The sequence below is a fragment of the Streptococcus hyointestinalis genome (assembly GCF_041225505.1).
Classification (GTDB): domain Bacteria; phylum Bacillota; class Bacilli; order Lactobacillales; family Streptococcaceae; genus Streptococcus; species Streptococcus hyointestinalis_B.
The window spans coordinates 1-26,766 of the sequence record NZ_JBCLSK010000015.1; the positions used below are offsets into that span (position 1 = coordinate 1).

General features: G+C 43.2%; 28 protein-coding genes and 1 riboswitch. Of the genes, 24 read left to right on the forward strand and 4 right to left on the reverse strand.

The annotated features are described in order from the left end of the window. Positions 1 to 191: 191 nt before the first annotated feature. From AALA56_RS05060 to AALA56_RS05105, 10 genes are all read left to right on the forward strand, one after another. Positions 192 to 1,400, forward strand: coding sequence for an efflux RND transporter periplasmic adaptor subunit (locus AALA56_RS05060; protein ID WP_369909066.1), 1,209 nt, complete (start codon positions 192 to 194; stop codon positions 1,398 to 1,400). A gap of 24 nt (positions 1,401 to 1,424) precedes the next feature. Further along, the gene (locus AALA56_RS05065) at positions 1,425 to 2,135 is read left to right on the forward strand and encodes an ABC transporter ATP-binding protein (protein WP_115270134.1); all 711 of its coding nucleotides are present in this window, start codon (positions 1,425 to 1,427) and stop codon (positions 2,133 to 2,135) included. Positions 2,136 to 2,145: 10 nt separating this feature from the next. Continuing rightward, positions 2,146 to 3,390, forward strand: a complete 1,245-nt coding sequence (locus AALA56_RS05070) for an ABC transporter permease (RefSeq protein ID WP_369909067.1) — start codon at positions 2,146 to 2,148, stop codon at positions 3,388 to 3,390. Positions 3,391 to 3,534: 144 nt separating this feature from the next. Continuing rightward, on the forward strand, positions 3,535 to 3,969 hold the full coding sequence (locus AALA56_RS05075; RefSeq protein WP_369909068.1) for a MarR family winged helix-turn-helix transcriptional regulator: 435 nt from the start codon (positions 3,535 to 3,537) through the stop codon (positions 3,967 to 3,969). Between the two features lie 8 nt (positions 3,970 to 3,977). Continuing rightward, complete coding sequence (locus tag AALA56_RS05080; RefSeq protein WP_369909069.1) at positions 3,978 to 5,807, forward strand: ABC transporter ATP-binding protein; 1,830 nt, start codon at positions 3,978 to 3,980, stop codon at positions 5,805 to 5,807. Then, positions 5,797 to 7,611: an ABC transporter ATP-binding protein gene (locus AALA56_RS05085; RefSeq protein WP_369909070.1), complete on the forward strand. Its 1,815-nt coding sequence runs from the start codon at positions 5,797 to 5,799 to the stop codon at positions 7,609 to 7,611. The genes AALA56_RS05080 and AALA56_RS05085 overlap by 11 nt, the downstream gene beginning before the upstream one ends. A 106-nt stretch (positions 7,612 to 7,717) precedes the next feature. Beyond that, the gene (locus AALA56_RS05090; protein ID WP_369909071.1) at positions 7,718 to 8,272 is read left to right on the forward strand and encodes a GNAT family N-acetyltransferase; all 555 of its coding nucleotides are present in this window, start codon (positions 7,718 to 7,720) and stop codon (positions 8,270 to 8,272) included. Continuing rightward, positions 8,265 to 9,548: a CBS-HotDog domain-containing transcription factor SpxR gene (gene spxR / locus AALA56_RS05095; protein ID WP_369909072.1), complete on the forward strand. Its 1,284-nt coding sequence runs from the start codon at positions 8,265 to 8,267 to the stop codon at positions 9,546 to 9,548. Before AALA56_RS05090 ends, spxR begins: the two co-directional genes overlap by 8 nt. Positions 9,549 to 9,572: 24 nt before the next feature. After that, positions 9,573 to 10,433 (forward strand): methionyl aminopeptidase, encoded by an 861-nt coding sequence (locus AALA56_RS05100; RefSeq protein ID WP_369909073.1) that lies wholly within the window; start codon positions 9,573 to 9,575, stop codon positions 10,431 to 10,433. A gap of 2 nt (positions 10,434 to 10,435) precedes the next feature. Next, positions 10,436 to 11,380: a YihY/virulence factor BrkB family protein gene (locus AALA56_RS05105; RefSeq protein WP_369909074.1), complete on the forward strand. Its 945-nt coding sequence runs from the start codon at positions 10,436 to 10,438 to the stop codon at positions 11,378 to 11,380. A 25-nt stretch (positions 11,381 to 11,405) separates the two neighbouring features. Here the strand turns inward: AALA56_RS05105 and AALA56_RS05110 are convergent, their stop codons facing one another. Then, on the reverse strand, positions 11,406 to 11,855 hold the full coding sequence (locus tag AALA56_RS05110) for a GtrA family protein (RefSeq protein WP_115270117.1): 450 nt from the start codon (positions 11,853 to 11,855) through the stop codon (positions 11,406 to 11,408). A 76-nt stretch (positions 11,856 to 11,931) separates the two neighbouring features. Further along, a riboswitch (PreQ1 riboswitch) is annotated at positions 11,932 to 12,036 on the forward strand. Between AALA56_RS05110 and AALA56_RS05115 the strand changes: the two genes are divergently transcribed. The 11 genes from AALA56_RS05115 (at position 12,034) to AALA56_RS05165 (ending at position 22,220) form a co-directional block, all read left to right on the forward strand. Beyond that, complete coding sequence (locus AALA56_RS05115) at positions 12,034 to 12,543, forward strand: QueT transporter family protein (protein WP_369909075.1); 510 nt, start codon at positions 12,034 to 12,036, stop codon at positions 12,541 to 12,543. It overlaps the preceding riboswitch by 3 nt. A 111-nt stretch (positions 12,544 to 12,654) precedes the next feature. Continuing rightward, the gene (ligA, locus tag AALA56_RS05120) at positions 12,655 to 14,613 is read left to right on the forward strand and encodes an NAD-dependent DNA ligase LigA (protein WP_369909076.1); all 1,959 of its coding nucleotides are present in this window, start codon (positions 12,655 to 12,657) and stop codon (positions 14,611 to 14,613) included. A gap of 22 nt (positions 14,614 to 14,635) precedes the next feature. Next, positions 14,636 to 15,649, forward strand: a complete 1,014-nt coding sequence (locus AALA56_RS05125; RefSeq protein ID WP_369909077.1) for a diacylglycerol kinase family lipid kinase — start codon at positions 14,636 to 14,638, stop codon at positions 15,647 to 15,649. 230 nt (positions 15,650 to 15,879) lie between these two features. Then, positions 15,880 to 16,080, forward strand: a complete 201-nt coding sequence (locus AALA56_RS05130; RefSeq protein ID WP_115270109.1) for a F0F1 ATP synthase subunit C — start codon at positions 15,880 to 15,882, stop codon at positions 16,078 to 16,080. A 31-nt stretch (positions 16,081 to 16,111) separates the two neighbouring features. Continuing rightward, positions 16,112 to 16,825, forward strand: coding sequence for a F0F1 ATP synthase subunit A (atpB, locus tag AALA56_RS05135; RefSeq protein ID WP_369909078.1), 714 nt, complete (start codon positions 16,112 to 16,114; stop codon positions 16,823 to 16,825). Positions 16,826 to 16,843: 18 nt separating this feature from the next. Further along, entirely contained in the window at positions 16,844 to 17,341 is a 498-nt protein-coding gene (atpF, locus tag AALA56_RS05140; protein WP_115270105.1) for a F0F1 ATP synthase subunit B, read from the forward strand. Continuing rightward, the gene (locus AALA56_RS05145) at positions 17,341 to 17,877 is read left to right on the forward strand and encodes a F0F1 ATP synthase subunit delta (protein ID WP_369909079.1); all 537 of its coding nucleotides are present in this window, start codon (positions 17,341 to 17,343) and stop codon (positions 17,875 to 17,877) included. Before atpF ends, AALA56_RS05145 begins: the two co-directional genes overlap by 1 nt. A gap of 16 nt (positions 17,878 to 17,893) precedes the next feature. Beyond that, the gene (gene atpA / locus AALA56_RS05150) at positions 17,894 to 19,402 is read left to right on the forward strand and encodes a F0F1 ATP synthase subunit alpha (protein ID WP_276761979.1); all 1,509 of its coding nucleotides are present in this window, start codon (positions 17,894 to 17,896) and stop codon (positions 19,400 to 19,402) included. An 11-nt stretch (positions 19,403 to 19,413) separates the two neighbouring features. Then, entirely contained in the window at positions 19,414 to 20,292 is an 879-nt protein-coding gene (locus AALA56_RS05155; RefSeq protein WP_115270099.1) for a F0F1 ATP synthase subunit gamma, read from the forward strand. 89 nt (positions 20,293 to 20,381) lie between these two features. Continuing rightward, positions 20,382 to 21,788, forward strand: coding sequence for a F0F1 ATP synthase subunit beta (gene atpD / locus AALA56_RS05160; RefSeq protein ID WP_369909080.1), 1,407 nt, complete (start codon positions 20,382 to 20,384; stop codon positions 21,786 to 21,788). A gap of 12 nt (positions 21,789 to 21,800) precedes the next feature. Beyond that, complete coding sequence (locus AALA56_RS05165) at positions 21,801 to 22,220, forward strand: F0F1 ATP synthase subunit epsilon (protein ID WP_115270095.1); 420 nt, start codon at positions 21,801 to 21,803, stop codon at positions 22,218 to 22,220. Between the two features lie 46 nt (positions 22,221 to 22,266). Here AALA56_RS05165 and AALA56_RS05170 read toward each other — a convergent pair whose 3' ends face one another. Next, positions 22,267 to 23,109: an alpha/beta hydrolase gene (locus AALA56_RS05170; RefSeq protein WP_369909081.1), complete on the reverse strand. Its 843-nt coding sequence runs from the start codon at positions 23,107 to 23,109 to the stop codon at positions 22,267 to 22,269. Continuing rightward, on the reverse strand, positions 23,096 to 24,271 hold the full coding sequence (locus tag AALA56_RS05175; protein ID WP_369909082.1) for a PTS sugar transporter subunit IIC: 1,176 nt from the start codon (positions 24,269 to 24,271) through the stop codon (positions 23,096 to 23,098). Before AALA56_RS05175 ends, AALA56_RS05170 begins: the two co-directional genes overlap by 14 nt. Before the next feature lie 333 nt (positions 24,272 to 24,604). On the opposite strand from AALA56_RS05175, the gene AALA56_RS05180 reads away from it, so the two are divergent. Next, positions 24,605 to 25,501, forward strand: coding sequence for an accessory Sec-dependent serine-rich glycoprotein adhesin (locus AALA56_RS05180; RefSeq protein WP_369909083.1), 897 nt, complete (start codon positions 24,605 to 24,607; stop codon positions 25,499 to 25,501). Between the two features lie 34 nt (positions 25,502 to 25,535). On the opposite strand, the gene AALA56_RS05185 is transcribed toward AALA56_RS05180, so the two are convergent. Continuing rightward, positions 25,536 to 25,946, reverse strand: a complete 411-nt coding sequence (locus AALA56_RS05185; protein WP_369909084.1) for a hypothetical protein — start codon at positions 25,944 to 25,946, stop codon at positions 25,536 to 25,538. 25 nt (positions 25,947 to 25,971) lie between these two features. Between AALA56_RS05185 and AALA56_RS05190 the strand changes: the two genes are divergently transcribed. Both AALA56_RS05190 and AALA56_RS05195 read left to right on the forward strand, forming a co-directional pair. Further along, positions 25,972 to 26,397, forward strand: coding sequence for an LPXTG cell wall anchor domain-containing protein (locus tag AALA56_RS05190; RefSeq protein WP_369909085.1), 426 nt, complete (start codon positions 25,972 to 25,974; stop codon positions 26,395 to 26,397). Positions 26,398 to 26,526: 129 nt separating this feature from the next. Beyond that, the gene (locus AALA56_RS05195) at positions 26,527 to 26,760 is read left to right on the forward strand and encodes a DUF1146 family protein (RefSeq protein WP_115271630.1); all 234 of its coding nucleotides are present in this window, start codon (positions 26,527 to 26,529) and stop codon (positions 26,758 to 26,760) included. Positions 26,761 to 26,766: the final 6 nt, after the last annotated feature.

Below are 26,766 nucleotides of genomic sequence, written 5' to 3' on the forward strand. Positions count from 1 at the left end.
ACTCCTTTTGAATTCAGGAATCAGGTTGCTTAATCATTTTATTATTTCACTGTCTACTTGACAGGGAGCTGTTCAATATGAGGTGTGCTTTTTGTATGATTATCTATAGATAATCAAAAAATATTTGCATTTAAGTTTTCTTTAAGGTATAATACAATTGTTAGATTGTATTATGTAAAGGAGAAGGTTATATGGCAAGACGTCAAAAGAAAAAATGGTCTAAAAAGAAAAAAGGACTTATCTTTGGAGGAGCAGCAGTCGTTATTTTAGCGGGGATTTATGGCGCTATCGTCATGGGAAATGCGAGCAGACAAGAAGCGGATGCTGCTGAGTCCTATAAGACTTATCAAGTCAAGGAAGGCACCATTTCCACATCAACCCTATTGACAGGGACAGTAAAGGCAAATGCCGAGCAGTATGTCTACTATGACAGCAGCAAAGGGACAAGCGCGCAGGTTTTAGTGTCTGTCGGACAACAGGTCAATGCCGGTGAGCAGGTCGTCCAATACGACACCACAACTGCTCAAGCAGCCTATGACACGGCTGTACGCAATCTCAATAAGATTGGACGTCAGATTAACTATCTCAAAACCTATGGGGTTGCCCCAGCGACAACGCAAACGACAGATACAGAAAGTAGCGGTGAGGGTGCAGCCGCTGTGCAACAAATTCAGCAACAAACCGCACAGGATAAAGCCAGCTACAATCAGCAATTGCAAGATTTGAACGACAACTATGCCGACGCACAGGCGGAGGTCAATAAAGCGCAAGCTGCTTTGAATGAAACGGTTGTGACCAGCCGTGTTTCAGGGACGGTTGTAGAGGTCAACAACGACATCGATCCGTCTTCAAAGGAAAATAAAACGCTGGTTCACATCGCAACAGAAGGTGAATTGCAAATTCAAGGAAACCTTAGCGAGTACGACCTATCAACCGTCAAGGTCGGTCAAGCAGTTACCATCAAGTCAAAAGTCTACACCGATAAAACTTGGCAAGGAACGATTTCTTATATCTCCAACTATCCAAACGAGACGTCTACAGTCAGCACGACAGACACGACAAGTAGCGGTGTTTCTGCGTCAAACTATGAGTTCAAAGCAGATATTACCAGCCCTCTAGACGAGTTGAAGCAGGGCTTTACCGTATCGCTTGAAGTCCAAAATAGCGAGACGCATATCCTAGTGCCAGTGTCAGCTGTCGTTAAAAAGAATAAGAAAAACTATGTCTGGGTCTATGATAAGGACAAGCAAAAAATCACTAAGACAGAAGTCAGCCTTGGTAAAGCCGATGCTAAATCACAAGAAATCTTAACTGGCTTGCAAACTGGGCAAACCATCATAGAAAATCCAAGTTCAGACTTTGAAGATGGGCAAAAACTTGCCGATGTAGTATCTGAATAAAACACAAGATTGAGGTGATGTATCATGACAGCAAATCCCAAAACGATAATCAAACTCAGTCAGATTGTGAAAAGCTATCAAAACGGTGATGAGGAGTTGCAGATTTTAAAGGGCATTGATTTGACAGTAGAGGAAGGTGAATTTCTAGCCATTATGGGACCTTCTGGCTCAGGAAAGTCAACGCTGATGAACATGATTGGACTGCTTGACCACCCGACATCAGGTGAGTATTGGCTCAATGATGAAAATGTCGAAGAACTCAATGAAAAAGAGCAAGCGCGGGTGCGCAATGAGGAAATCGGTTTTGTTTTTCAGCAGTTTTTCCTCCTCTCAAAGCTCGATGCTAGGCAAAATGTGGAGTTGCCGTTAGTCTACGCTGGCATGTCTGCTAAGAAAAGAAAGGCGCTCGCAGAGCAATATTTGGAAAAAGTGGAGCTAGAAGAGCGCATGCACCATTTGCCATCAGAGCTGTCTGGTGGGCAAAAGCAGCGTGTGGCGATTGCTCGTGCTTTGGTCAATAGCCCCTCTATCATCCTAGCTGATGAGCCGACAGGAGCGCTAGACACAAAGACGGGTGAGCAGATTATGGAGCTTTTGACCGCTCTCAATCAAGAGGGAAAAACCATTATCATGGTCACTCACGAGCCAGAGATTGCTGATTATGCTAAGCGCAAGATTGTCATTCGTGATGGTGAGATTACGCTAGATACGACAGATAGCGTTCGGATAGAGTAAGGAGAAGTGGATGGAAAATTGGAAATTTGCTCTAAGCTCAATCATGGGACACAAGATGCGCTCTTTATTGACCATGCTAGGGATTATCATTGGAGTGGCATCTGTGGTCTTGATTATGGCTTTAGGAGAGGGCATGCGGGCAAGTGTTTTGGATGAAATCACAGCTACGCAAAAGAATTTGCAAGTGTATTATAAGTCTAAAGAGACCGAAAAGATGGAGCAAGAAGCGGCGGAAATGGGAGGCATTCTAGGCACTGAAGGCGGTGAGATGAACGAACCTGAAGTTAAAGAAGAATGGCTAGCAACCATTGATAAAGACTTCCCAGAAGTCACTGGCTACTATGTCACTAACCAAGCGACAGGAAAAATCAACTATCAGAAAAAAGCGGTTGATAATGTCAATATCACAGGGATTAACCGCACTTTTATGGGGATAAAGAACTTTAAGATAATCGCTGGGCGCTCCTTTCAAGAAAGTGACTATAACAACTTTTCTCGAGTGATGTTGCTTGAGGAGAATGTCGCTAAACAGCTCTTTAAGACGTCAAAGAGCGCACTTAACAAACTGGTCACAGTGTCCAACAAAGAATACCGTGTCATCGGTGTCTACAAAGACCCTGACGCAGGAAGTTCCCTTTACGGTATGGGTGGCGGCAACGCCCTCATGACCAACACCCAGCTGGCTTCTGAAATGGGGCAAAAAGAAGTGGGCAGCATGTACTTCCACATTGAGGACGTGACGCAGGCTAACCGCCTAGGTGAGGAGATTGGGGCACGTCTGACAGAGCTTAGTCATGCTAAAGGCGGACGCTTTGCTAGCTACGACATGTCAACTGTTATCAAGAGTGTCAATCAGCAAGTGGGTATCATGACAGGTGTTATCGGTGCCATAGCAGCCATCTCACTTCTTGTCGGAGGGATAGGTGTCATGAACATCATGCTGGTTTCTGTGACGGAGCGTACCCGTGAGATTGGTCTTAGAAAGGCAATTGGTGCGACTCGTGCCAAGATTTTGACCCAGTTTTTGATAGAATCTATGGTGCTCACTTTGATTGGTGGTTTGATTGGCTTGATTTTAGCCTATGGCGCTTCAACGCTTATCGCTTCAGCGCAAAGTGTGATTAAACCAAGTGTGTCTATGCAAGTGGCCTTGATTAGCCTGCTCTTTTCAGCAGTTATCGGGGTTTTGTTTGGGTTGCTTCCTGCCAATAAAGCCAGCAAACTCAACCCTATCGACGCTCTTCGCTATGAATAGTAAACAGTCGACCTATCGACTGTTTTTTTAAAATCAAAAAAATAGTTCTCTTAGGAACTTATTTGTTGACATCTTCTTGGAATAAAGGTAAAATAGTTACCACAGAAACCAATTGAAAGTTTTCTGAAAAAGTGAGGTGTTTTTATGCAAGACCCTTTCACCGACTTTCGGAACTTAGTCACTCTGGTTGAAGGGCGTGTTCAGCAGATTGCAAAAGAGCATGATGTTGAGCACCTGGGCGGTCCGCAGGGCTTTGTAGTTATGTATCTTTACAAGCACTCTGGCGAGGAAGTGTTTATCAAAGATATCGAAAAAAAACTGAAGATTTCAAAATCTGTTACGAGTAACCTTATCAAACGGATGGAAAAAAACAACTTTATCAAAGTCATCCCATCTCAAAAAGATAAGCGCTACAAGCAACTGGTTTTGACATCACTTGGGAGTCAAAAAGCAGTGAAATTGGCTGATTTTCATCGGACCATTCACGATAAAGTCCTAAAAGACATCGACCTAACCGACCTAAAGATAGCTAAGAAAGTCATCCGAAAGATTCGGGAAAATTTAGAAATTGAGGAGTAGAGTAAGCGATGCTAAAAATTTTCAAACGCTTGACAGTCAAAGAATGGCTGATGATGCTACTGAGTGTAGTGTTTGTATGTATCGAAGTCTGGGCAAACTTAAAAGTGCCTGACTACATGTCTAGTATCACAAAGTTACTGCAAAATAGCGGTACAAAAGTTGCTGATGTGATGGATCCAGGTTGGAAGATGATTGGATTTTCACTTCTAGGATTTGCCTCAGCGGTTGTTGTTGGCTTTATTGCAGCACGTGTTGCGGCTAGTTTCATAACACGTTTGCGTGAGGATATTTTCAATCGTGTTATGGATTACTCAGATGCTGAAATTAAAAACTTTAGTATCCCAAGTCTCTTGACACGTACGACCAATGACCTCACCCAAATTCAAATGTTAATTACCATGGGGCTTCAAGTGGTCACCATGGGACCTATCATGGCAATCTGGGCATTGACCAAGATTTGGGATAAGAGCTCTAGCTGGACAATGGCATTAGGTGTTGCTATTGTTGTTGTTGTCATCATGCTAGCTATTCTTCTTATCCTAGCCTTTCCAAAACAAAGTAAGGTTCAAGTCCTTACCGATAAGCTCAACTCTACAACACGTGAAATCCTAACAGGTATCCGTGTGGTACGTGCCTACAACGCCGAAGATTATCAAGACGATAAGTACAACGAGGTCAATAACAATATCACTCGCCTAAACCTCTTTGTTTACCGCTTGATGGCTTTGATGAATCCTGTCATGACAGCTGTTTCATCTGGTTTGACCTTGGCAGTTTACTGGATTGGGGCTTACCTGATCAATGATGTCAAGCTACCAGAGTTGACACAAAAAGCGCTAGCGAATGGTTCTTATGCGACAGATTTTGCTTCTAGCATGAAAGACCGTGTTGCTGTCTTTTCAGACATGGTTGTCTTTACAAGTTACGCCATGCAAGTAGTCATGGGCTTCATGATGATGGCGTTTGTCTTTATGATTTTGCCACGTGCCCTCGTGTCTGCACGTCGTATCAATGAAGTGTTCGCTTTAGAGTCTTCTATTAACTTTAAAGAAGAAACAAGCAAAACACCTGATACAACAGGTGAAGTTGAGTTTCATGATGTTTCTTTCCGTTACTCAAAAACATCTCGTGATGTCATTGAGCATGTGAGTTTCACCGCTAAAAAAGGGGAAACGGTTGCCTTTATCGGCTCAACGGGTTCTGGTAAATCCACTTTGATTAGCCTTACCCCACGTTTTTACGATGCGACTGGTGGTTACATCAAAGTAGACGGTGTCAAACTCAAACACTATTCTGAAAAAGACTTGAACGATAAGATTGGCTTTATTCCACAAAAGGCTGTGCTCTACAGTGGAACTATCCGCTCAAACATGAACTTTGGAGAAAGCACCCAAACACCGCTTTCTGACGAAGCGATTTGGGAAGCGCTCGAGTTGGCTCAAGCTAAAGATTTTGTAGAAGGCAAGGAAAAGGGTCTCGACACAGAGGTTGCCCAGGGCGGAACCAACTTCTCAGGTGGTCAACGTCAGCGTTTGGCTATCGCACGTGCCCTTGCTCGTAAGCCAGAAGTGCTCATCTTTGATGATTCTTTCTCTGCCCTAGACTACAAGACGGACAAGAAATTGCGTCATGATTTGCATGAGAAATTGGCAGATACGACAAAACTCATCGTGGCACAACGTATCTCAACCATCATGGATGCGGATCAAATTCTTGTACTCGATAAGGGTGTTGTTGTCGGACAAGGTACACACAAAGAATTGCTTGCAAACAATGCCGTTTATCAAGAAATTGCTTATTCTCAATTGTCTAAGGAGGAATTAGAAAATGGAAAATAAAGAAAAAACCTCTCTAATCAAGCGCCTCCTTCCTTATACGAAAGGCTTCCGTCTGCCATTTATCTTGGCGCTGATTTGTGCGGTGATTTCAAGTTGGATTACCGTCTACGGTCCAGATATTATTAGCGACATTACAAATACCATCTCAGACGCTCTCAAAAACGCTTCGCAAATTGCCGTTTATCTAAAAGCGGGCAATATTAAAGAAGCTATGGGTGTCAATGCGGATGTCGATACTGCCAAGGTCGCTAAGTTGGCTTGGCAATTGGTTGTTCTCTACAGCGTTGGGGCTTTAGTATCCTACTACCAACAATACACCTTCACAACGATTATCCAAAAATTCTCAAATCGTATGCGTAAGGCTATCGCAGAGAAAATCAACCGTGTGCCGCTGGCTTACTTTGACTCACACACGCAAGGGGATACCCTCTCTCGTGTTACCAACGACGTTGATACCATGGCGCAATCTCTCCAACAAAGTTTGGGAACAATTTTCTCAAGTTCCATTCTCTTGATTGCAGCGATTATCATGATGATAAAGACTAACGGACGTTTAGCCGCTGTAGCGATTCTCTCAGTTCTTATCGGTTTTATCATCACGATGGTTATCATCGCTAGTTCTCAACCGCTCTTTAAGCGTCAGCAAAAGAACCTGTCTAACGTCTCTGGTTATGTTGAGGAAATCTACTCAGGACACAACGTTGTCAAGTCTTATTCTGCGACAGATGAGGTCAAAGAGCAGTTCAAGAACTTAAACAATGCTCTCTATAAGAGTATGTGGCAATCACAGTTCTTCTCCGGTATCATGATGCCTTTGATGCAGTTTATTGGGAACTTCGGCTACGTTATGGTCTGCGTCTTTGGTGCCATCTGGATGATTGATGGCAAGGTCAGCATGGGAACAATCGTTGCCTTCATGATTTACGTGCGTATCTTCTCACAACCATTGTCACAATTAGCGCAAGCCTTTGGACAATTGCAACAAGCGAGCGCTGGTATGAACCGTGTCTTTGAATTCCTAGAAGAAGACGAAATGGAAGAAGAAAGCAATAAAACAAAACAACTTGACACTATCAAAGGAGACGTTACTTTTGAGCATGTCCACTTTGGTTACTCAAAAGATAAGACGATTATCCATGACTTCTCAGCGCACGCTAAAGCTGGGCAAAAAATCGCCATTGTCGGACCAACTGGTGCTGGTAAGACAACGCTGGTTAACCTCCTTATGCGCTTCTATGAAGTGGATAGTGGGACTATCAGTATCGATGGGGTTAATGTCCATGACATGAAACGTGAAGAAGTCCACGATGCCTTTTCTATGGTGCTTCAAGACACTTGGTTGTTTGAAGGTACCATCAAGGAAAACTTGATTTACAATCAAAAAGGTATCACTGATGAGCAGGTGGAAGCTGCTGCAAAAGCTGTTGGTGTTCACCACTTCATCAAAACCTTGCCAAACGGCTACGATAGTGTCCTAGATGATAGCTTGACCTTGTCTGTCGGTCAAAAGCAATTGTTAACCATTGCTCGTGCTCTCTTAAAAGACGCACCGCTTCTTATCCTTGACGAAGCGACGTCATCTGTTGACACCCGTACCGAAGAGCTCATCCAAAAAGCCATGGATAAGCTTATGGAAGGACGGACTTCATTTGTCATCGCTCACCGTCTATCAACTATTAAAAACGCTGATTTGATTCTAGTGATGAAAGATGGTAATATCATCGAGCAAGGAAACCACGACGTGCTTATGGCTCAAAATGGCTTCTACGCTGACCTCTATAATTCTCAATTTGAAGAAAATTAAAGAAAAGCCCGAGCAACTCGGGCTTTTTGCTGTTTTCTAGACATTCTACGTGTCTTGCCTCATATCAGGGTTAGGCAAATTGTCTTTGCTGTGTTATAATAGCTTTATGAACATTTGGACACGATTAGCGCAGTTTGCGACTTTTGAGACGGAGCGTTTAATCTTGCGCCCGTTTGCATTTACAGATGAGAGGGATTTTTGGGAGATTACCAAAAGACCAAGTAATCTTCGCTTTATTTTTCCAAGTCCTAAAACCAAAGAAGAAAGCACAGCTATGATGGTCGAGCAGTTCATGCGCTCGCCTCTAGGTGTTTGGGCGATTGAGCTCAAAGACAGGCAGCAGATGATTGGTGCCATTCGCTTTGAAAAGCTGGATTATCACGAGGAGACTTGTGAGATCGGCTATTTTCTAAAAGAGAGCGAGTGGGGTTGTGGTTATATGACAGAAGCGCTGAAAAATCTTGTTTTTCTGGCTTTTTATGAGTTGAAGCTTAGGCATTTGACGATTGTCACGCACGAGGAAAATAAAGCCAGTCAACGTGTGGCTCAAAAAGCAGGTTTCACGTTCTTGCGTGATTACAAAGGAAGCGACAGCTATACGCATCAGATGCGTTCTTACACCGAGTATGGTCTAAGTAGAAGGGATTATCGCTATGAGTAAGCATCAAGACATTTTAGATTATCTTGAAAATCTGGCTATTGGCAAGCGTGTCAGCGTTCGTAGCATTTCCAATCATTTGCATGTTAGCGAAGGCACGGCTTATCGTGCCATAAAAGAGGCTGAAAATCGAGGTATCGTTGAGACCAAGCCTCGCAGTGGCACGGTGCGGATTGCCCAAGCCAACAAGGTACAGATTGAAACGCTGACCTACTCAGAGATTGCTAGAATCAGTGACTCAGAGGTGCTGGCTGGTGAGGCTGGGCTGAGTCATGAGTTCAGCAAGTTTTCGATTGGGGCTATGACACGTGAAAATATCGGACGCTACTTGGTGCGTGGTGGCTTGTTGATTGTCGGAGATAGGGAGAATATCCAGCTCCTCGCCCTTGAAAAACACAATGCCATTTTAGTCACTGGTGGCTTTGGGGTGTCACAGCGTGTGATACGAACGGCAGACAGCTTAGGCATTCCTGTCATGGTGACCCACTACGACACCTTTACAGTGGCTACTATGATAAACCACGCTCTCTCTGATGTGCGGATTAAGACCGACTTAAAAACGGTCAATCAAGTCTATCAGTCAAAGCACGACTATGGCTATCTGACCACGACCAATACCATCAAAGACTTTAACCAATTGGTCAAACAGACCAAGCATGTGCGTTTTCCAGTGGTGGATAGCGACAATCATGTCGTGGGTGTCATCAGTGTGCAAGACACAGTCAGCAAACCAAATGACACTCAGATAGAGCTTGTCATGTCAAAAGACGTCATCACAGCAAAACCATATATGAGTCTTGCCAATATCAGCCAAAAGATGATTTTTGAGGACCTCAATATGCTGCCAGTCATCACGGATGACAAGCAGTTGCTAGGTGTGATTACACGACGTCAAGCCATGGAAAATCTTCCTAACACTCAGCCACGAGAGGTCTACACTGTGAGTGATCAGATTATCACCAATCTCCAGTATGACCATGGCGATTACTGCTTGATTGTAGAGCCTGCTTTGGTAGACAGCTCAGGCAACATCGCACAAGGTGTTTTGGTAGAGGCGCTTCATGCCATCACCAATCGGAAATTAACCAAAAAAAGCCCTAAAAATATCATCGTTGAAGAGCTGTCTATTCATTTCTTGCAGGTAGCACAGATTGATGATATTTTGCGGATACGCCCAAAAGTGATTAGCGAAAAGCGTCGCAGCGCTTTATTAGATTTTGATATTTGTTTAGATGACCAGCTGATTGCAAAGGCAATGGTCACAGCTAAGATAAACTAAAAACGAAGATTAAAAGGAGACACAATGATTACATTAAAATCAAAACGCGAAATTGAAGCTATGGACCGTGCTGGTGATTTTCTAGCCAGCATTCATATCGGACTGAGAGACTTGATTAAGCCAGGGCTTGATATGTGGGAAGTAGAAGAGTATGTCCGCAGACGCTGTAAAGAGGCAAATGTCCTACCGCTTCAAATCGGCGTTGACGGTGCTATCATGGACTATCCATATGCGACTTGCTGTGGGCTAAATGATGAAGTGGCACACGCTTTTCCACGCCATTACATCCTAAAGGATGGCGACCTTCTCAAGGTGGACATGGTGCTTAGCGAGCCTCTTGACAAGTCTGTCGTAGACGTTTCTAAGCTTGATTTTGATAATGTTGCGCAAGTCAAAAAGTATACCCAAAGCTACACAGGTGGTCTAGCGGACTCTTGCTGGGCTTACGCTGTTGGTAATGCTTCACAAGAAGTCAAAGACCTCATGGATGTCACTCGTGAAGCGCTCTATATCGGTATCGAAAAAGCTGTCGTCGGTAATCGTATCGGTGATATTGGTGCAGCCATCCAAGAATACGCTGAAAGCCGCGGTTACGGTGTAGTGCGTGATTTAGTGGGACACGGCGTTGGACCAACCATGCACGAGGAGCCAAATGTACCTCACTACGGACGATCTGGACGTGGTTTGCGTCTGCGTGAGGGCATGGTGCTTACTATTGAGCCTATGATTAACACAGGCACTTGGGAAATTGACACAGATATGGAAACAGGTTGGGCGCACAAGACGCTAGACGGCGGGCTTTCTTGCCAATACGAACACCAATTTGTCATCACAAAAGACGGACCTGTTATTTTAACCAGCCAAGGCGAAGAAAGAACTTACTAATTATGGCTAAAAAGTCAGTTGTTGAAAAGTTGATGGATAAGCTCAATTACCCTCCTTTGCAAGTTTATCTCAAACATTATCAAAGTGCGGAGATGGATTTATCAGCGATTGCAGTGGCTTATTACCTGCTACTAACCGCTTTTCCGCTGGTGGTAATTGCTGCCAATATTTTTCCCTATCTCAATATTGACATCACTGACTTCTTGAGTTTTTTAAAAGATAATCTTCCCAAGAATGTCTACCAACCAGCCTCATCTGTTATTGTCAGTATTTTCTCAAACCCATCAAAGAGTATCTTGGGAGTAGCGACATTAACGGCTCTTTGGACCATGTCCAAAAGTTTGACCTCCCTGCAAAAAGCCATGAATAAAGCCTACGGTGTTACTCAGCACCGTGACTTTGTGATTGGGAGATTAGTCGGGCTTGCCATGAGTCTCTTGCTCTTTTTCATGCTGACCTTTGTCTTGATTTTTTCAACCTTCTCAAAGCCCTTTATCATGTTGATAGTCAATCGCTATGACATGTGGGACCGCTTGACGACGCTTTTGTTGAATTTATCACAGCCAGTGACAGCACTGACGATTTTTCTAGGTATGCTGACCCTTTACTTTTTCCTGCCAAATGTCCGAATCAAACGTTTGCGCTATTTACTGCCGGGGACGATTTTAGTGACCGTTGTCATGGTTTTCTTTAGTAATTTAGTTAGTAATTACGTTTTAAATCGTATCGAGCGCTTGGTGGACATCAAGATTTTTGGGTCTATTGTCATCTTCATCTTGATGGTTTGGTTTATTTTCCTAGCTTATCTCATTATTTTTGGTGCTATTTTAAATGCCACTTATCAAGAGCTGCATGAAGGTCTTGCTGAAAGCAGAAAAGGTGACTTGGTTTCTATTCTTCAAAGCCGCTCAAAAGGTGAGAAAGAACATACAGATAAAGAACATTAAAACCAGCTTTAATGAAAGCTGGTTTTTAGTTGGCTGTATTTTTAAAGACAAAGACTTTACTAAAGACATAGTTGAGGAGGATAATCAAGACTTGAGAAAAGAGCATCTCAATCAGATTAACCAAGTGATAGTCGTTGTTGACAAATTGCCCAATGAGATTTGGGTAGCGTGTCACAAGGAGATAAGCTAAGGCAATATCAATCAAAGCAGTGGCTAATCTGGCTAGGACAAATTTTCCAAGACGATAGAGCCAGCCCTTTCGTTCTTGCCGAAAGACGATGGTGTCGTTGGTGATAAAGGCAAACAGTACCGAGATGATATTGGCTATCGTTGCAGATAGCCCCGCATCAATAGCAAAAGCAGACAGCAAAAGACGAGTGACCATGTAGACCAGTGTCGTCAATCCACCAAAGATAAGGTATAAGATTCCTTCACTTTGCAGGAGCTTTTTAGAGAGTGTTATCAATTGTTTCATGTCTTTATTATACCACAAAAGAGCAGCAAAAGAGACTTAAAGAAAGATTAAATAAACCTTGGCAAGGGATTTTATTTATGATAGAATAGACAAGCTGTTAGAACAGCCCTTGGTGCTTCACTTCTTTCGCCAAGCATATTACAAACCTTAGTAGAACTAAGTGTTAAAGGAGACACTCATGAAAACTTTTACTGTAAACGACTTTGCTAAGATAGCCATCGTCGCTGCGCTTTATGTGGTTTTAACCATCACACCACCGCTCAATGCCATCTCTTACGGAGCTTATCAGTTTCGTGTAGCTGAAATGCTGAACTTTTTAGCCTTTTACAACCGCAAGTATATCATTAGCTTGACCATTGGTTGTATGATTGCCAACTTCTTTAGTTTTGGCTTGATTGATGTGGTTGTTGGAAGTCTATCAACCTTGGTCTTTGTTAGCCTTGGGGTATGGTTGTTTGAGCGCTACATGAACGAGCGTATTCTCGGTGGCATATTTAACAAAGCCTTTTTCTTCTTTGCTTTCTTCTTTTCAGCCTCTATGGTGACTGTGGCTGCTGAGTTGGCTATTGTTGCTGACGCACCGTTTTGGATGACTTGGTTGACAACGGCTCTTGGAGAGTTAGCGTCCCTTCTTGTTGGTGCTATCGTCATTGACCGCATTGCAAAGAGAATTGATTTTACAAAATAAACAAAAGAGAGCATTCATTGCTCTTTTTTTGATGTTATGAAAGATAGAAAAACTTGGCAAAAGCTAGCTAAAATCCCACAGAAAATGGCAGTTTTATGGTAAAATAGGACTATGTTAAATCGAATGAACGAACTCGTAACACTTCTTAACCGTTATGCAAAGGAGTACTATACCGAGGATAATCCCAGTGTTTCTGATAGTGAGTATGATAAGCTCTATAGAGAGTTAGTGGAGCTTGAAAAAGCGTACCCTGATGACATCTTGCCAGACAGTCCGACTCATCGTGTGGGTGGTCTTGTCCTGTCAAACTTTGAAAAATACACACATGTCTATCCTCTTTATTCCTTGCAGGATGCTTTTTCACGTGAGGAGCTTCTTGATTTTGACCGCAGGGTGAAAGAGCGCTTTCCTACCGCTCGTTATGTGGTTGAGCTGAAGATTGATGGCTTGTCGGTGTCTTTGACTTATCGTGAGGGTGTCCTGCAGGTTGGAGCGACTCGTGGTGATGGAACGATTGGTGAGAACATTACGGAGAACTTAAAGCGTGTCAAGGATATTCCCTTGGTGCTGGATGAGCCACTAGATATCACCGTTCGTGGGGAATGCTATCTGCCAAAGGCTTCTTTTGATAAGATTAACCAAGAGCGTCAAGCAAATGGTGAGCCTGAGTTTGCCAATCCGAGAAACGCTGCTGCAGGAACCTTGAGACAACTGGATACAGCTGTTGTTGCTAAGCGCAATCTTGCGACTTTTCTCTACCAAGAAGTGAGTCCAAGCCATCATCAAACCCAAGAAGAGGTCTTGCAGTCACTTGCTAAAGACGGCTTTTCAGTCAATCACCGCTATATGGTGACGTCTTCCATGGATGAGATTTGGCAGTTTATCGAGACGATTGCAGGTGAGCGTGAGCAGCTTTCTTATGATATTGATGGGATTGTCATTAAGGTAGATGACCTTGCTATGCAAGAAGAGCTTGGCTACACCGTCAAAGCTCCCCGCTGGGCGATTGCTTATAAATTTCCAGCTGAGGAGAAAGAAGCGGAAATCTTGAGCGTTGATTGGACGGTTGGACGTACTGGTGTCGTGACACCAACGGCGAACTTGACGCCTGTTCAGCTGGCTGGAACAACAGTGAGTCGTGCGACGCTTCACAATGTCGACTACATCACTGAAAAGGACATCCGCCTAGGTGATACCGTTATTGTCTATAAAGCTGGTGACATTATCCCTGCTGTTTTGCGTGTCGTTGAGCAAAAGCGCAAAGAGCAGATACCTATGGACATTCCTAATCAGTGTCCGTCCTGTGGGAGCGACTTGATTCATTTTGAGGACGAAGTGGCGCTGCGTTGTATCAATCCTATCTGCCCGAGCCAAATCAAGGAGCGTCTCGCTCATTTTGCCAGCCGTGACGCCATGAATATCACAGGCTTTGGTCCTTCTCTGGTTGAAAAGCTCTACGCTGCGCACCTGGTGCGTGATGTGGCGGACATTTACAAGCTGACACTGGATGATTTTATGACCCTTGAGGGTATCAAGGAAAAATCTGCTACCAAGCTGGTTTCTGCTATTCAAGCTTCTAAAGACAATTCGGCAGAGCGCTTGCTGTTTGGATTTGGTATCAGACATGTCGGCAGTAAAGTCTCTCGTCAGCTTTTGGAGACTTTCCACAGTCTAGATGAGTTGAGTAAGGCTTCCTTTGAGGAAATCGCTCAGATTGAAGGGCTTGGTGAGGTGATTGCAAGTTCCATTACCAGCTATTTTGAAAAAGCTGAAGTGCATGAGCTCATGGATGAGTTGGCTTCTTATGGTGTTAATATGACCTTTTTAGGGCAGGTCGCAAGTAGTAGCGCTAGTCTATCTGGCTTGACCATTGTCCTGACAGGAAAGTTAGAGCAGCTGACTCGCAGCGAAGCCAAGGAAAAATTGCAGAGCTTGGGCGCTAAAGTGACAGGCAGTGTGTCGAAAAAGACCGATATCGTCGTAGCAGGTAGCGACGCTGGCAGCAAGCTCGCTAAAGCGCAGGAGCTAGGCATAGAAGTCCGTGATGAAAATTGGCTTAGAAGTTTATAGACCTTAGAAAGAAGAGTGTGCTATGCATAAACAATTAAAAGCACGTTTGATTTACAATCCGACATCAGGTCAAGAGTTGATGAAACGCCATGTCGGAGAAGTGTTAGATATTCTAGAGGGATTTGGTTATGAAAGCTCGGCTTTTCAGACGACACCAGAGAAAAATTCAGCTCGCAATGAAGCTGAACGTGCCGCAAAAGCTGGCTTTAACTTAGTCATTGCAGCGGGAGGCGATGGAACCATCAACGAAGTTGTAAACGGCATTGCCCCACTCAAGCACCGTCCTAAAATGGCGATTATCCCAACTGGGACGACTAATGACTTTGCAAGAGCTTTAAAGATCCCACGAGGCAATCCTGTCGCAGCTGCCAAAGTCATCGGCAAAAATCAAATGGTCAAAATGGACATTGGTCGTGCCAGAAACGACACCTACTTTATCAATATTGCAGCAGCTGGGTCATTGACAGAGCTGACTTACAGCGTGCCTAGCCAGCTAAAAACGACTTTTGGTTACCTTGCTTACCTGGCTAAGGGAGCAGAGCTTCTTCCTCAAGTCAGTAAGGTTCCTGTGAAGATTACTCATGATGAGGGTGTCTTTGACGGGGAAGCTTCTATGATTTTTGCAGCTATCACCAACTCTGTCGGCGGTTTTGAGCAAATCGCACCAGACGCTAAGCTAGATGATGGTTTGTTTACCCTTATCATCGTCAAGACAGCCAATCTCCTTCATCTCTTAAGCTTGATTCGCTTGCTCCTTTCAGGAAAACACATCTATGATAAGCGTATCGAGTATATCAAGACCAGCAAGATTGTCATTGAGCCGCAGTCTGATAAGCGTATGATGATTAACCTAGACGGTGAGTATGGTGGTGACGCCCCTATCACCCTAACCAATCTGAAAAATCACATCACCTTTTTTGCAGATACCGATGAGATTTCAGATGATGCGCTGCTTCTTGACCCAGAGGACTTGGCAATGGAGGCAATCGCCCAAAAGTTTGCAAATGAAGTAGAGGATTTGGAAAAACAATCTTAGATAACAAACAGCATTATGAGATAATGCTGTTATTTTTGTATTTTTTAAAGATTATTGTAGAGCAAAAATCCGATAGAACTTAGTCAAACGAGAGAACAATGTCCAGTAATGGTGAAAAAAGGTAAGTCATTTTAATGAAAACGCCATCAAAACCATCTCTTTTCATTGACATTAGACTTAAATAGGTCTAAAATAAACAGAGTAAAATTTATAAAAAGGAGAATTCTGTCATGAATTTAGCTATTTTAGCACTTGGTTTTGCCGTAATGGGCGTGTCTATCGGTGAAGGTATCTTGGTTGCCAATATCGCCAAAGCCGCAGCACGTCAACCAGAAATGTTTGGTAAGTTGCAAACATTGATGTTCACAGGTGTTGCCTTTATTGAAGGGACTTTCTTCGTTCTCTTTGCCTTTACATTCTTGGTAAAATAGCCGTAGTGTTAGAAAGAAGGAGGGATGAGGATTGGAAACAACTATTAATCCAACCGTATCTTTTTTAGGCATTGAGTTTGATTTGACCATCCTTGCCATGTCTCTCTTGACTGTTACGATTATTTTTTTCTTGGTCTTCTGGGCTAGTCGCAGGATGACATTAAAACCAAAAGGCAAGCAAAATGTGCTTGAGTTCCTCTATGAAATGGTAAACAGCACCATCTCACAGAATCTAGGAACCTACACAAAAAACAACAGCCTTTTGATGTTTGTCATCTTCACCTTCGTTTTTGTGGCAAATAACTTGGGGCTTCTGACAAAGTTAGAAGTTAACGGCTATAATTTGTGGATGGGTGAAACAGAAAATTTTGGTGTGACGTTCACCCTTTCACTTCTTATTACTATTATCTGTCACGTTGAAGGTGTACGCAAAAAAGGTGTTTCAGGTTATCTAAAGGGCTTTTTAGAGCCTTATCCAGCAATGCTGCCGATGAACCTCTTAGAGGAAGTGACTAATCTTGCCTCACTTGCTCTACGTTTGTTTGGTAACATTTATTCTGGTGCTGTGGTAACCTCACTTATCTTACAGCTCGCTCACTTATCTATTTTTACTGGTCCAGTTGCTTTTGTGCTTAATATGGTTTGGGTTGCTTTTTCAGTCTTTATCGGCTTCATTCAAGCTTATGTCTTTATCATTTTGAGCTCAAGCTACATCGGTAAAAAAGTTAACGGTGAAGGTGAATAAGTATAGAAGAGGAGAAATATGTCAATACTAATCAATAGTACAACGCTTGGTAATATCATTATCACTACAGGCTCTGTGATTCTTTTACTTGTTCTCATTCGATTGTTTGCTTGGGATAAAATCACAGGTATCTTTGAACAACGTGCAGATAAGATTGCAACTGATATTGATACAGCAGAAGCAGCACGTAAAGAAGCAGAAGACTTAGCAGCTAAGCGTCAAGCAGAACTAGACAGCGCCAAAGGCGAAGCTAGTCAAATTATCGAAACAGCTAAGGAAATCGGAAATACAAAAAGTAATCAAATCATCGCAGAAGCTCGTACAGAAGCTAGTCGTCTAAAAGATAAGGCTAAGCAAGACATCGAACAAAGTAAAACAGAGGCGCTCACAAGTGTTAAAGGTGACGTCGCTGATCTTACTATCTTGCTTGCTGAAAAAGTAATGACAACACAATTAGATCAAAAAGCACAAAGTGATTTGATTGATAGCTATCTCAAACAGCTAGGAGACGCCTAATGGACAAAAAAACAGAGGCTCTCGTTGAGCAATACGCTACGAGTTTGTTAGAAGTAGCGCTTGAGCATGAACAGTTAGCAACTGTCAAGGCTGATGTTGAGGCAATCATTGCTGTCTTTGAAGAGAATAATCTAGAAGCTGTACTGTCAGACTTTGCTATATCAAAAGAGGATAAAGCTTCTATTATAAAGCTGCTTCAAGAGTCTAGCTCGACTTATGTGAGCAATTTTCTTGAGGTCATCATGCAAAATGAACGTGAAGGACTGCTTTATGCCATTTGCCAGACTTTCTTGGTCAAAGAAGCACAAGCAACAAACACCCACGACATTTGTGTGACAACAGCTATTGCGATGTCTGATGAGCAAAAAGAGCGTCTTTTAGCCTTGGCAAAAGAAAAATTAACCATAGCGCATGGTCAACTGGTTGAAACCATTGACCCAAGCATTATCGGTGGTTTTATTATCAATGCTAATAACAAGGTAATTGACACAAGTATCAAGAGTCAATTACGTCAATTCAAACAAAATCTAAAATAGAAGGTGGTGTAGATTTTTGGCAATCAATGCACAAGAAATTAGCGCTTTAATTAAAAAGCAAATTGAAAACTTCCAGCCAAATTTTGACGTCACAGAAACTGGGGTCGTTACTTATATTGGTGACGGTATTGCCAGAGCTCGTGGTCTTGACAATGCCATGAGTGGTGAACTTCTCGAATTTTCAAACGGTGTCTATGGTATGGCACAAAACTTGGAGTCAAATGATGTCGGGATCATCATCCTTGGGGACTTCTCTGAAATTCGTGAAGGCGATGAGGTGAAACGTACTGGTAAGATTATGGAAGTGCCAGTAGGTGAAGCCCTTATCGGTCGTGTTGTTAACCCACTTGGTCAGCCTGTTGATGGTCTTGGGGAGATTAAGACAACAGCGACACGGCCTGTAGAAACACCAGCTCCTGGTGTTATGCAGAGAAAGTCTGTCTCAGAACCACTTCAAACAGGTCTCAAGGCGATTGACGCCCTTGTGCCAATTGGACGTGGTCAACGTGAGTTGATTATTGGTGACCGTCAAACAGGTAAAACGTCTGTTGCGATTGATGCAATCTTGAACCAAAAAGGACAAGATATGATTTGTATCTATGTCGCTATCGGACAAAAGGAATCAACAGTACGTACACAAGTAGAAACGCTTCGTAAGTACGGTGCGCTTGATTACACTATCGTTGTAACAGCGTCTGCTTCGCAACCTTCTCCATTGCTCTACATTGCACCATATGCTGGTGTTGCAATGGCTGAAGAGTTTATGTACAACGGCAAGCACGTTTTGATTGTTTACGATGATTTATCAAAACAAGCGGTAGCTTATCGTGAATTATCCCTTCTTCTTCGTCGTCCGCCAGGTCGTGAAGCTTATCCAGGGGATGTCTTCTACCTCCACAGTCGCTTGCTAGAGCGTTCTGCTAAGGTTTCTGATGAGTTGGGTGGTGGTTCTATCACAGCTCTGCCATTTATCGAAACGCAAGCCGGTGATATCTCAGCTTACATCGCAACCAACGTTATCTCTATCACTGACGGGCAAATTTTCTTGCAAGAAAATCTCTTTAACTCTGGTATCCGCCCAGCCATCGACGCAGGTTCTTCTGTGTCACGTGTTGGTGGTGCTGCACAGATTAAAGCCATGAAGAAAGTGGCAGGGACCTTACGTCTTGACTTAGCGTCTTACCGTGAGCTTGAAGCCTTCACACAGTTTGGTTCTGACCTTGATGCAGCGACTCAAGCTAAACTAAATCGTGGTCGTAGAACAGTTGAAGTGCTTAAACAACCGCTTCACAAGCCACTTCCTGTTGAAAAGCAAGTTGTTATTCTTTATGCTTTGACACATGGTTTCTTGGATGATGTGCCAGTAGATGACCTTTTAGCCTTTGAAGAAGCATTGTACGACTACTTTGATGCGCATCATAAAGACATCTTTGAAACAATCGTTTCAACAAAAGATTTGCCTGAAGAAGCAGTGCTTGATGCAGCTATTCAAGAATTTAAAGACCAATCAGAATTTAAAGCATAGGAGGGTATGATATGGCAGGCTCTCTTAGTGAAATTAAAGAGCGTATTACCTCAACTGAAAAAACGAGTAAAATTACAAGTGCCATGCAGATGGTATCCTCTGCTAAGCTCGTTAAGTCTGAGCAGTCCGCACGTGATTTTCAAGTCTATGCTTCAAAAATCCGTCAGATTACAACTGACCTTTTGAAATCGGAATTGACAACAGGTTCTGACAATCCGATGTTGGTGTCACGTCCTGTCAAAAAGACAGGCTATATCGTCATCACATCAGATAAAGGGCTCGTTGGCGGTTACAACTCAAAGATTTTAAAAGCGATGATGGATTTGATTGCAGAATATCATGCTGAAAAAGATGATTATGCCATTATTTCTATTGGTGGTGTTGGGTCTGATTTCTTCAAGGCACGTGGTTTAAATGTTGCATTTGAATTACGTGGTTTAGAGGATCAGCCTAGCTTTGAGCAAGTTGGAAAGATTATTTCCAAGTCTGTTGAGATGTATAAAAACGAGCTGTATGATGAGCTTTATGTTTGCTATAATCACCATGTCAATAGCTTAACCAGCCAAGTCCGTGTGCAGCAGATGCTTCCAATTGCAGACCTTGATGCGGACGAAGCGAGTGAGGATGGTGTTTCAGGCTTTGAGTTAGAGCCAGATCGTGAAGCTATTTTGGAGCAATTATTGCCTCAATATACAGAAAGCTTGATTTATGGAGCTATTGTTGATGCTAAAACTGCAGAGCATGCTGCCGGTATGACAGCTATGCAGACAGCAACTGACAATGCTAGAAATGTCATCAATGACTTGACCATCCAATATAACCGTGCTCGTCAGGCTGCTATTACACAAGAAATTACAGAGATTGTAGCGGGTGCCAATGCGCTAGAGTAAATCGAACTTACTCTTATCTACAATTTTATAAAATGTCCTCTTTTACCAAAAGAGGCAAGATTTGTATCTTAGTTTAGAAGGAGAAATAAATGAGCTCAGGCAAAATTGCTCAGGTCGTGGGTCCTGTTGTTGACGTTGCATTCTCAACAGATGACAAACTTCCTGAGATAAACAATGCATTGATTGTTTATAAAAATGGCGATAAAAGTCAAAAAATCGTACTCGAAGTAGCTCTTGAGTTAGGAGACGGTGTTGTACGTACAATCGCTATGGAATCAACCGATGGGCTTACTCGTGGAATGGAAGTTCTTGATACAGGTCGTCCTATTAGTGTTCCTGTTGGAGACAAGACTCTTGGTCGTGTTTTCAACGTCCTTGGGGATACCATTGACCTTGAAGAACCTTTTGCAGGAGATGCAGAGCGTGAACCTATCCATAAAAAAGCCCCATCATTTGATGAATTGTCAACCTCTTCAGAAATTTTAGAGACAGGTATCAAGGTTATCGACCTTCTTGCGCCTTACCTAAAAGGAGGAAAGGTCGGACTCTTTGGTGGTGCCGGTGTTGGTAAGACCGTCCTTATCCAAGAATTGATCCACAATATCGCCCAAGAACACGGTGGTATCTCTGTGTTTACAGGTGTTGGGGAACGTACACGTGAAGGGAATGACCTTTACTGGGAAATGAAGGAATCTGGCGTTATTGAAAAGACTGCCATGGTCTTTGGTCAGATGAATGAGCCACCTGGAGCTCGTATGCGTGTGGCTTTGACTGGTCTTACGATTGCGGAGTATTTCCGTGATGTTGAAGGGCAAGACGTGCTTCTTTTCATCGACAATATCTTCCGCTTCACCCAAGCAGGTTCTGAGGTGTCAGCGCTTCTTGGGCGTATGCCATCAGCCGTTGGTTACCAACCAACACTTGCTACTGAAATGGGGCAATTGCAAGAACGTATCACGTCAACAACAAAAGGTTCTGTTACTTCTATCCAAGCCATCTATGTACCAGCGGATGACTACACTGACCCAGCGCCAGCAACAGCATTTGCTCACTTGGACTCAACAACCAACCTTGAGCGTAAATTGACCCAAATGGGGATTTACCCAGCGGTGGATCCACTGGCTTCTAGCTCACGTGCCTTGGCACCGGAGATTGTCGGTGAGGAACATTACCAAGTCGCAACTGAAGTGCAACGTGTCCTTCAACGTTACCGTGAATTGCAAGACATCATTGCTATTCTTGGTATGGATGAGCTGTCTGAAGAGGAAAAAACCTTGGTTGGACGTGCTCGTCGTATCCAGTTCTTCCTTTCACAAAACTTCAACGTGGCTGAAACGTTTACTGGACAACCAGGTTCTTATGTACCTGTAGAAGAAACGGTTCGTGGCTTCAAGGAAATCCTTGAAGGTAAACACGACGATCTTCCAGAAGATGCCTTCCGTATGGTTGGTGGTATCGATGATGTTGTTGAAAAAGCCAAAAAAATGAATTACTAATGAGGTGACATGATGGCAGAAATGACTGTTCAAGTAGTGACACCTGATGGTCTGAAATACGATCACCGTGCGACTTTTATTCACGCAGTGACTAGAGAAGGGGAAATCGGTATTTTGCCAGGGCATATCAATCTGATTGCTCCTTTGAAGGTTAGCGAGTTGAAAGTACGCCGTGTAGATGATGATAATCATGTAGATTGGATTGCAGTCAATGGTGGCATCATTGAAATCAAAGACAATGTTGTAACGATTGTAGCGGATTCTGCTGAGCGTGAGCGTGACATTGACGTTAGCCGTGCTGAGCGTGCTAAATTGCGTGCTGAGCGTGCTATCGAAGTCGCTAAGCAAGAGCACAGACCTGATGAGGTGCAACGTGCTCAAGTGGCTCTTAGACGTGCGCTTAACCGTATCAACGTTGGTAATAAATACTAAAAAACGATTGAAAGATTCAATCGTTTTTTGCTTTCTCTAAAGGAGACTAGAGTTTGGCGTTTCCTTTTTCTTTTTTATCTTTGTAGACGATTTTTTCAGCGATGTATTTGATGACCTCGGGGTTACTTGGCAGGTCGGAGTGACTGGCATTATCACCGGTCACGGTTACTTGTGTGTAGTGTTTGACGACTTTTTGATAAATGTATTTACCAGCTTCGACACTAGCCAGTGGGACAATCTTGTCGGCATCGTAGGTGTTTGTTCCTGCGAGGTTGTAGACAGAGAGATTGCTTGGGATATTTGCTCTAGAGGCAATTAAATCTTTGAGCATTTGCGTACGGTTAGAGCTGTTGCTCTCTTCAAAGTTATAAGGTGTTCCGATGGTTATCAGTGTCTTCATATCAAAGTCATCAGAGTCAATGTACTGCTCTAGGAAAATTGTCCAGTTCAAGCCGCCGTTAGAGTGCCCAATAGCATTGAACCGTTTGAATTTATAGCGTTTTTGCAGCGCTAGCATGGCTTCATTGAGCCAGGCAGCTTGTTTTTTAATGTTGCTGTAGCCGTCTTTGTTATTTTCAAAAGCGATAACAATATAAGGCTTGCGGTCATTGGTATCGAGCTTGCCTGTGTAAACGATTTTACCGCTGGTTTTAACCGTCAGCTTTAGGATACTGTGTTTCTCGCCCATTTTATTGAGCTGTTTGAGAAGTGTATTGAAACGCTCTTGACTGGCGCTGGAGCCTGGAACTAGGATGGTCGGCGTCATCTTAGAATTATTGATACGGTGTTGCGTGGTTGTGATGTCATTGACATAATGCCGTCCCAAAACCGCCATGGTCGCTAGAAGAGAGAAAAGCAGGAGAGCAATGAAGCCTTTAAACCATTTCATCTTGTTTTTCTTCCTTTCTAAAAGCGAGTGTGACAAAGGGGCGGTAAATGAAAACGGACATGACCAAAAGCCCCAAAGTAAAGACGAGATAGCGCCAATCGCCATTTGAAGCGAGAAAACCAAAGAGGACACTCGGTGTTCCAACAGGTGTTGCATAGACTGCAGGATTGAGCAGATGTAGAGAAAGGGCTAGAGCACCAAGCAACTCAGCGAGGACAGTTGAGATTATCATAGGAATCAACAAAATCGGCTGAAAGAGAATGGGCAAGCCAAGAAAAAATGGCAGTTGTTGGTCAAAAAGAAGCGGAATAGCAGACAATAGAGCGATGTGATGGTAGCGTTTATTGTTAAGCTTGCGGCTTCTGTCTAGGACGCTGATCAGTAGCGCTAGGAGCATACCAATCCCTCCAAAAAGAGCAAAGCTGTCTTGTAAGGTGTAGATGGTAAAGAGGTGTGGGATGGTTGAGACAGTATTATCTAGAGCTGCTGTGATATTCTCACTAGCTACAGTCACGCCAATATCGGGCGTTTGCAGCATGTAAGGTGGCGTAAACCCAAATACCAGCATGATAGTAGCAAGAACGGACCACAAAAGTACGCTAAGCAGTTGACCAGGTCCATTGCCTAAAATGCTTTCAAAAACAGTTTGTAGCAAAAAATCCAGATTGAGATAAGGGATTCGTTGAGCGGCTTGGTTAAAACTGTAAGCCCCATACAGTAGGAGAATGCCTAAAAAACTATTGACATAAGCAAAACGGCTTCTCATATGCTTGATAACAAAGACAATCACCAAACCAAAGAGAACCAAAAGCAACCAAAATGGCTGGTTATTATAATAAATCCGCCCGCTAGTGCTATCTGTGGTAAACAAGAGCCAAGTGGTCAAAAAACCAATCAAAGACGGCAGTTGCCAGTCAATAGCGCTGTTCTCTAGACTGCGGCGAATGAAGGTCGCCACAAAATACCCCATCAAAAAAGATAGAAGGATGTCTGAGAGCGTGCCTAGCCCCATCGATAGCGCCACAACAATCTGATTGCCCTTTAGAAAACCAGTTGTTTCTTGGAAAAAGGCATTTTCAAAAAAGAAAAGCTGCTGAAAGATTTGAATCCATGCATAGAGCAAGGCAAAAGGAAATAAATCTCTGAGACTTTCAAAAATCAAAGAGCGCAATCTATGAAATGAGGGGAGAAAGAATCGTTTCTGATACATAAGTCACCTAACTTTCTATGTCTATTATAGCGTTAAATGCTGTATTTTCATAGGTCTATAGGCGATTTTTAGGAGAAATACGGCAAAGAGGCAAAAAGTATAGATGAAAGAGCATACAATAATTTGAAAAATGAGAAAATTATTGCTATAGTATTTTAACAGGAAGAAGTCCTGTTAAAACGAAAGAAAATCTAATAAAATTGTACAAAAAAACTGCTCTCTTCTGAGTGACTAACTGCTGTGAATGTCATAGATTTTCCCTATTATGGAAAGGAATAAGAGAACATGAAGAAAAGACTGGGACACTGTTTCGGGGAATCCTCTCGCAAGTCTCGTGTCAAAATGCACAAATCGGGAAAACACTGGGTGACAACTGTCGTGTCATCTATTGGTTTGATTCGTTTTTGTAAAGGCTTGGTGGAGCAAAGACTAAGGCTGACGCAAAAAGAAGAGGTGGAGACAAAGGAGCTGTCTCATCATCTCCTAAAAGGTGCTGCGGCACTAAGTGCTATCGTGGCAGGCGGCGCTGCTCAGTCTGCATTCGCTGATGAAATCGCTATCAGTATGGACGAAGAGTTTTCAGCTGAAAGTGCTCATTTGGCAAATGCAGAAGTGGTAACGCTTTCTGAAGGTGTGGTCTCAGAAGTGCAAGAAGAAAGCACTACACAGAGTGAGACTGAAATCAGCTCTGCCAGTTTGTCAGAATCCCTCTCGCTGTCTCTTTCACAGTCGGAGTCCTTATCTGTTTCGGTGTCGCTTTCCGAATCTTTAGTACAAGCAGATAGTCAAACAGAGCTAGATAAACAGTCAGAAAGTGCAGAAAGTAGCTCGGAGGTAGGTTCGCAAGCTATCACGACAACTAGTGAAACTATGACGGTATCAAGTGAGCAGGCAGTGAGTGAGGCTAGTGGTACACAGGGTACTCAAGAAGAGCTAAACAGTGAGACGACAGTTGCAGGTACCCTAGTGGCACTAGATGACACAGAAATAACCTATGATGCCAGTGTCTTTACCTACGATGGTAATACTGTAAGCGTGAAACCTGTAGAAGAGCAAGTCGCAAGCGACGCACTTGGCTCAACTGATCTCAAGTGGGTTGCCGACCAAACTGAAGGGCGTGTGCTCTTTGGTATCGTGGAATTAACCGATAAGGGTGGTGGCGGCGATGATGCTCAGTTTTAACAAGTGAGAGTACCTCAAGTTCTGAATCGGCAAGTCAATCAACCTCGACTTCAGAATCATTAAGCGCCTCAGCGTCAGAATCTACGTCAAGTTCAGAGAGTGTCTCAACTTCAGCTTCAACAAGTGAGAGTACCTCAAGTTCAGAATCAACAAGCCAATCGGTTTCAACTTCCGAATCGTTAAGCACATCCACGTCAGAGTCTACGTCAAGTTCAGAGAGTACTTCGAATTCTGCCTCCGAGTCCGTTTCAAAAAGTGAAAGTAGCTCAACTTCTGAAAGTATAAGTCTTTCTGTCTCACAAAGTATCTCATTGAGTGAGAGTAGCTCGCTTTCTGAATCCCTCTCAACTTCTGAAAGCACAAGCGATTCGCTATCGTCATCCGAGTCTGAATCCCTTTCTAATACGGGTTCTGTAACCCCAGCACTTAAGGGAGACGTCATCATTCACTACATCAATGAAAAAGGCGAAGTGATTAAGGAGACGGTGACAGACACTCCTGAGTCACCTGTTGGAACTCACTACGACACAACCTATAACAAACCGACCGTTATCCGTGTGACCAATCCAGACGGCTCTATCTCCGTTTACGAGCTCATTCCAAGCCGTACCATTGGAGATGAGACAGGTGCAGTTGTAGAGGGCACAACGGAAATTACTTACGTTTACCGTCTCAAGGAAGTCATCCCAGCTTCTAAAGCGCCGTCAGAGTCAACACCGGCTCCAAAACAAACAGCACATAAGGAAGAATCAAGCTCAACCCCAGCAGTCGCTAAAGCGACTAGCCTACCACAAACTGGTGAAAACAGTAGCACAGCTAGCACTATAGCTGGATTAGGGCTGGTAGCGGCCAGCGCAGCTATTCTTTCTAAAAATAAAAAAAGAAAACAAAACTAAACTAAACCAAAAATTTAAGCCTCCCTTAAAGACAACAACCACCTCTAGCTAGAGGTGGTTTGTTGTGGGAGAGGACTATACTCTTACTTGCTGTTTGGTGACTACAGCAAGATATGCTATAATGATAACATGGAATATATCTTATCACTTGTGACTTTGATGAGTCATCTGATTTTTATTTTGCTGGTGCACCGCCTCTTGGTGACGCTTTTTGATTGGTCTAAAATCGTCAAAAATGCTCAAGATAAGCTGGGGCAATTGCGTGTGTTTTTGATTTTAATCAGCATTGCCATTGGCTATATGGTCAGCCACTTTATGCTTGAGGTCCTCTCAATCATGCAGACTGCTATGTTAGGTCAGTAAAAGTCA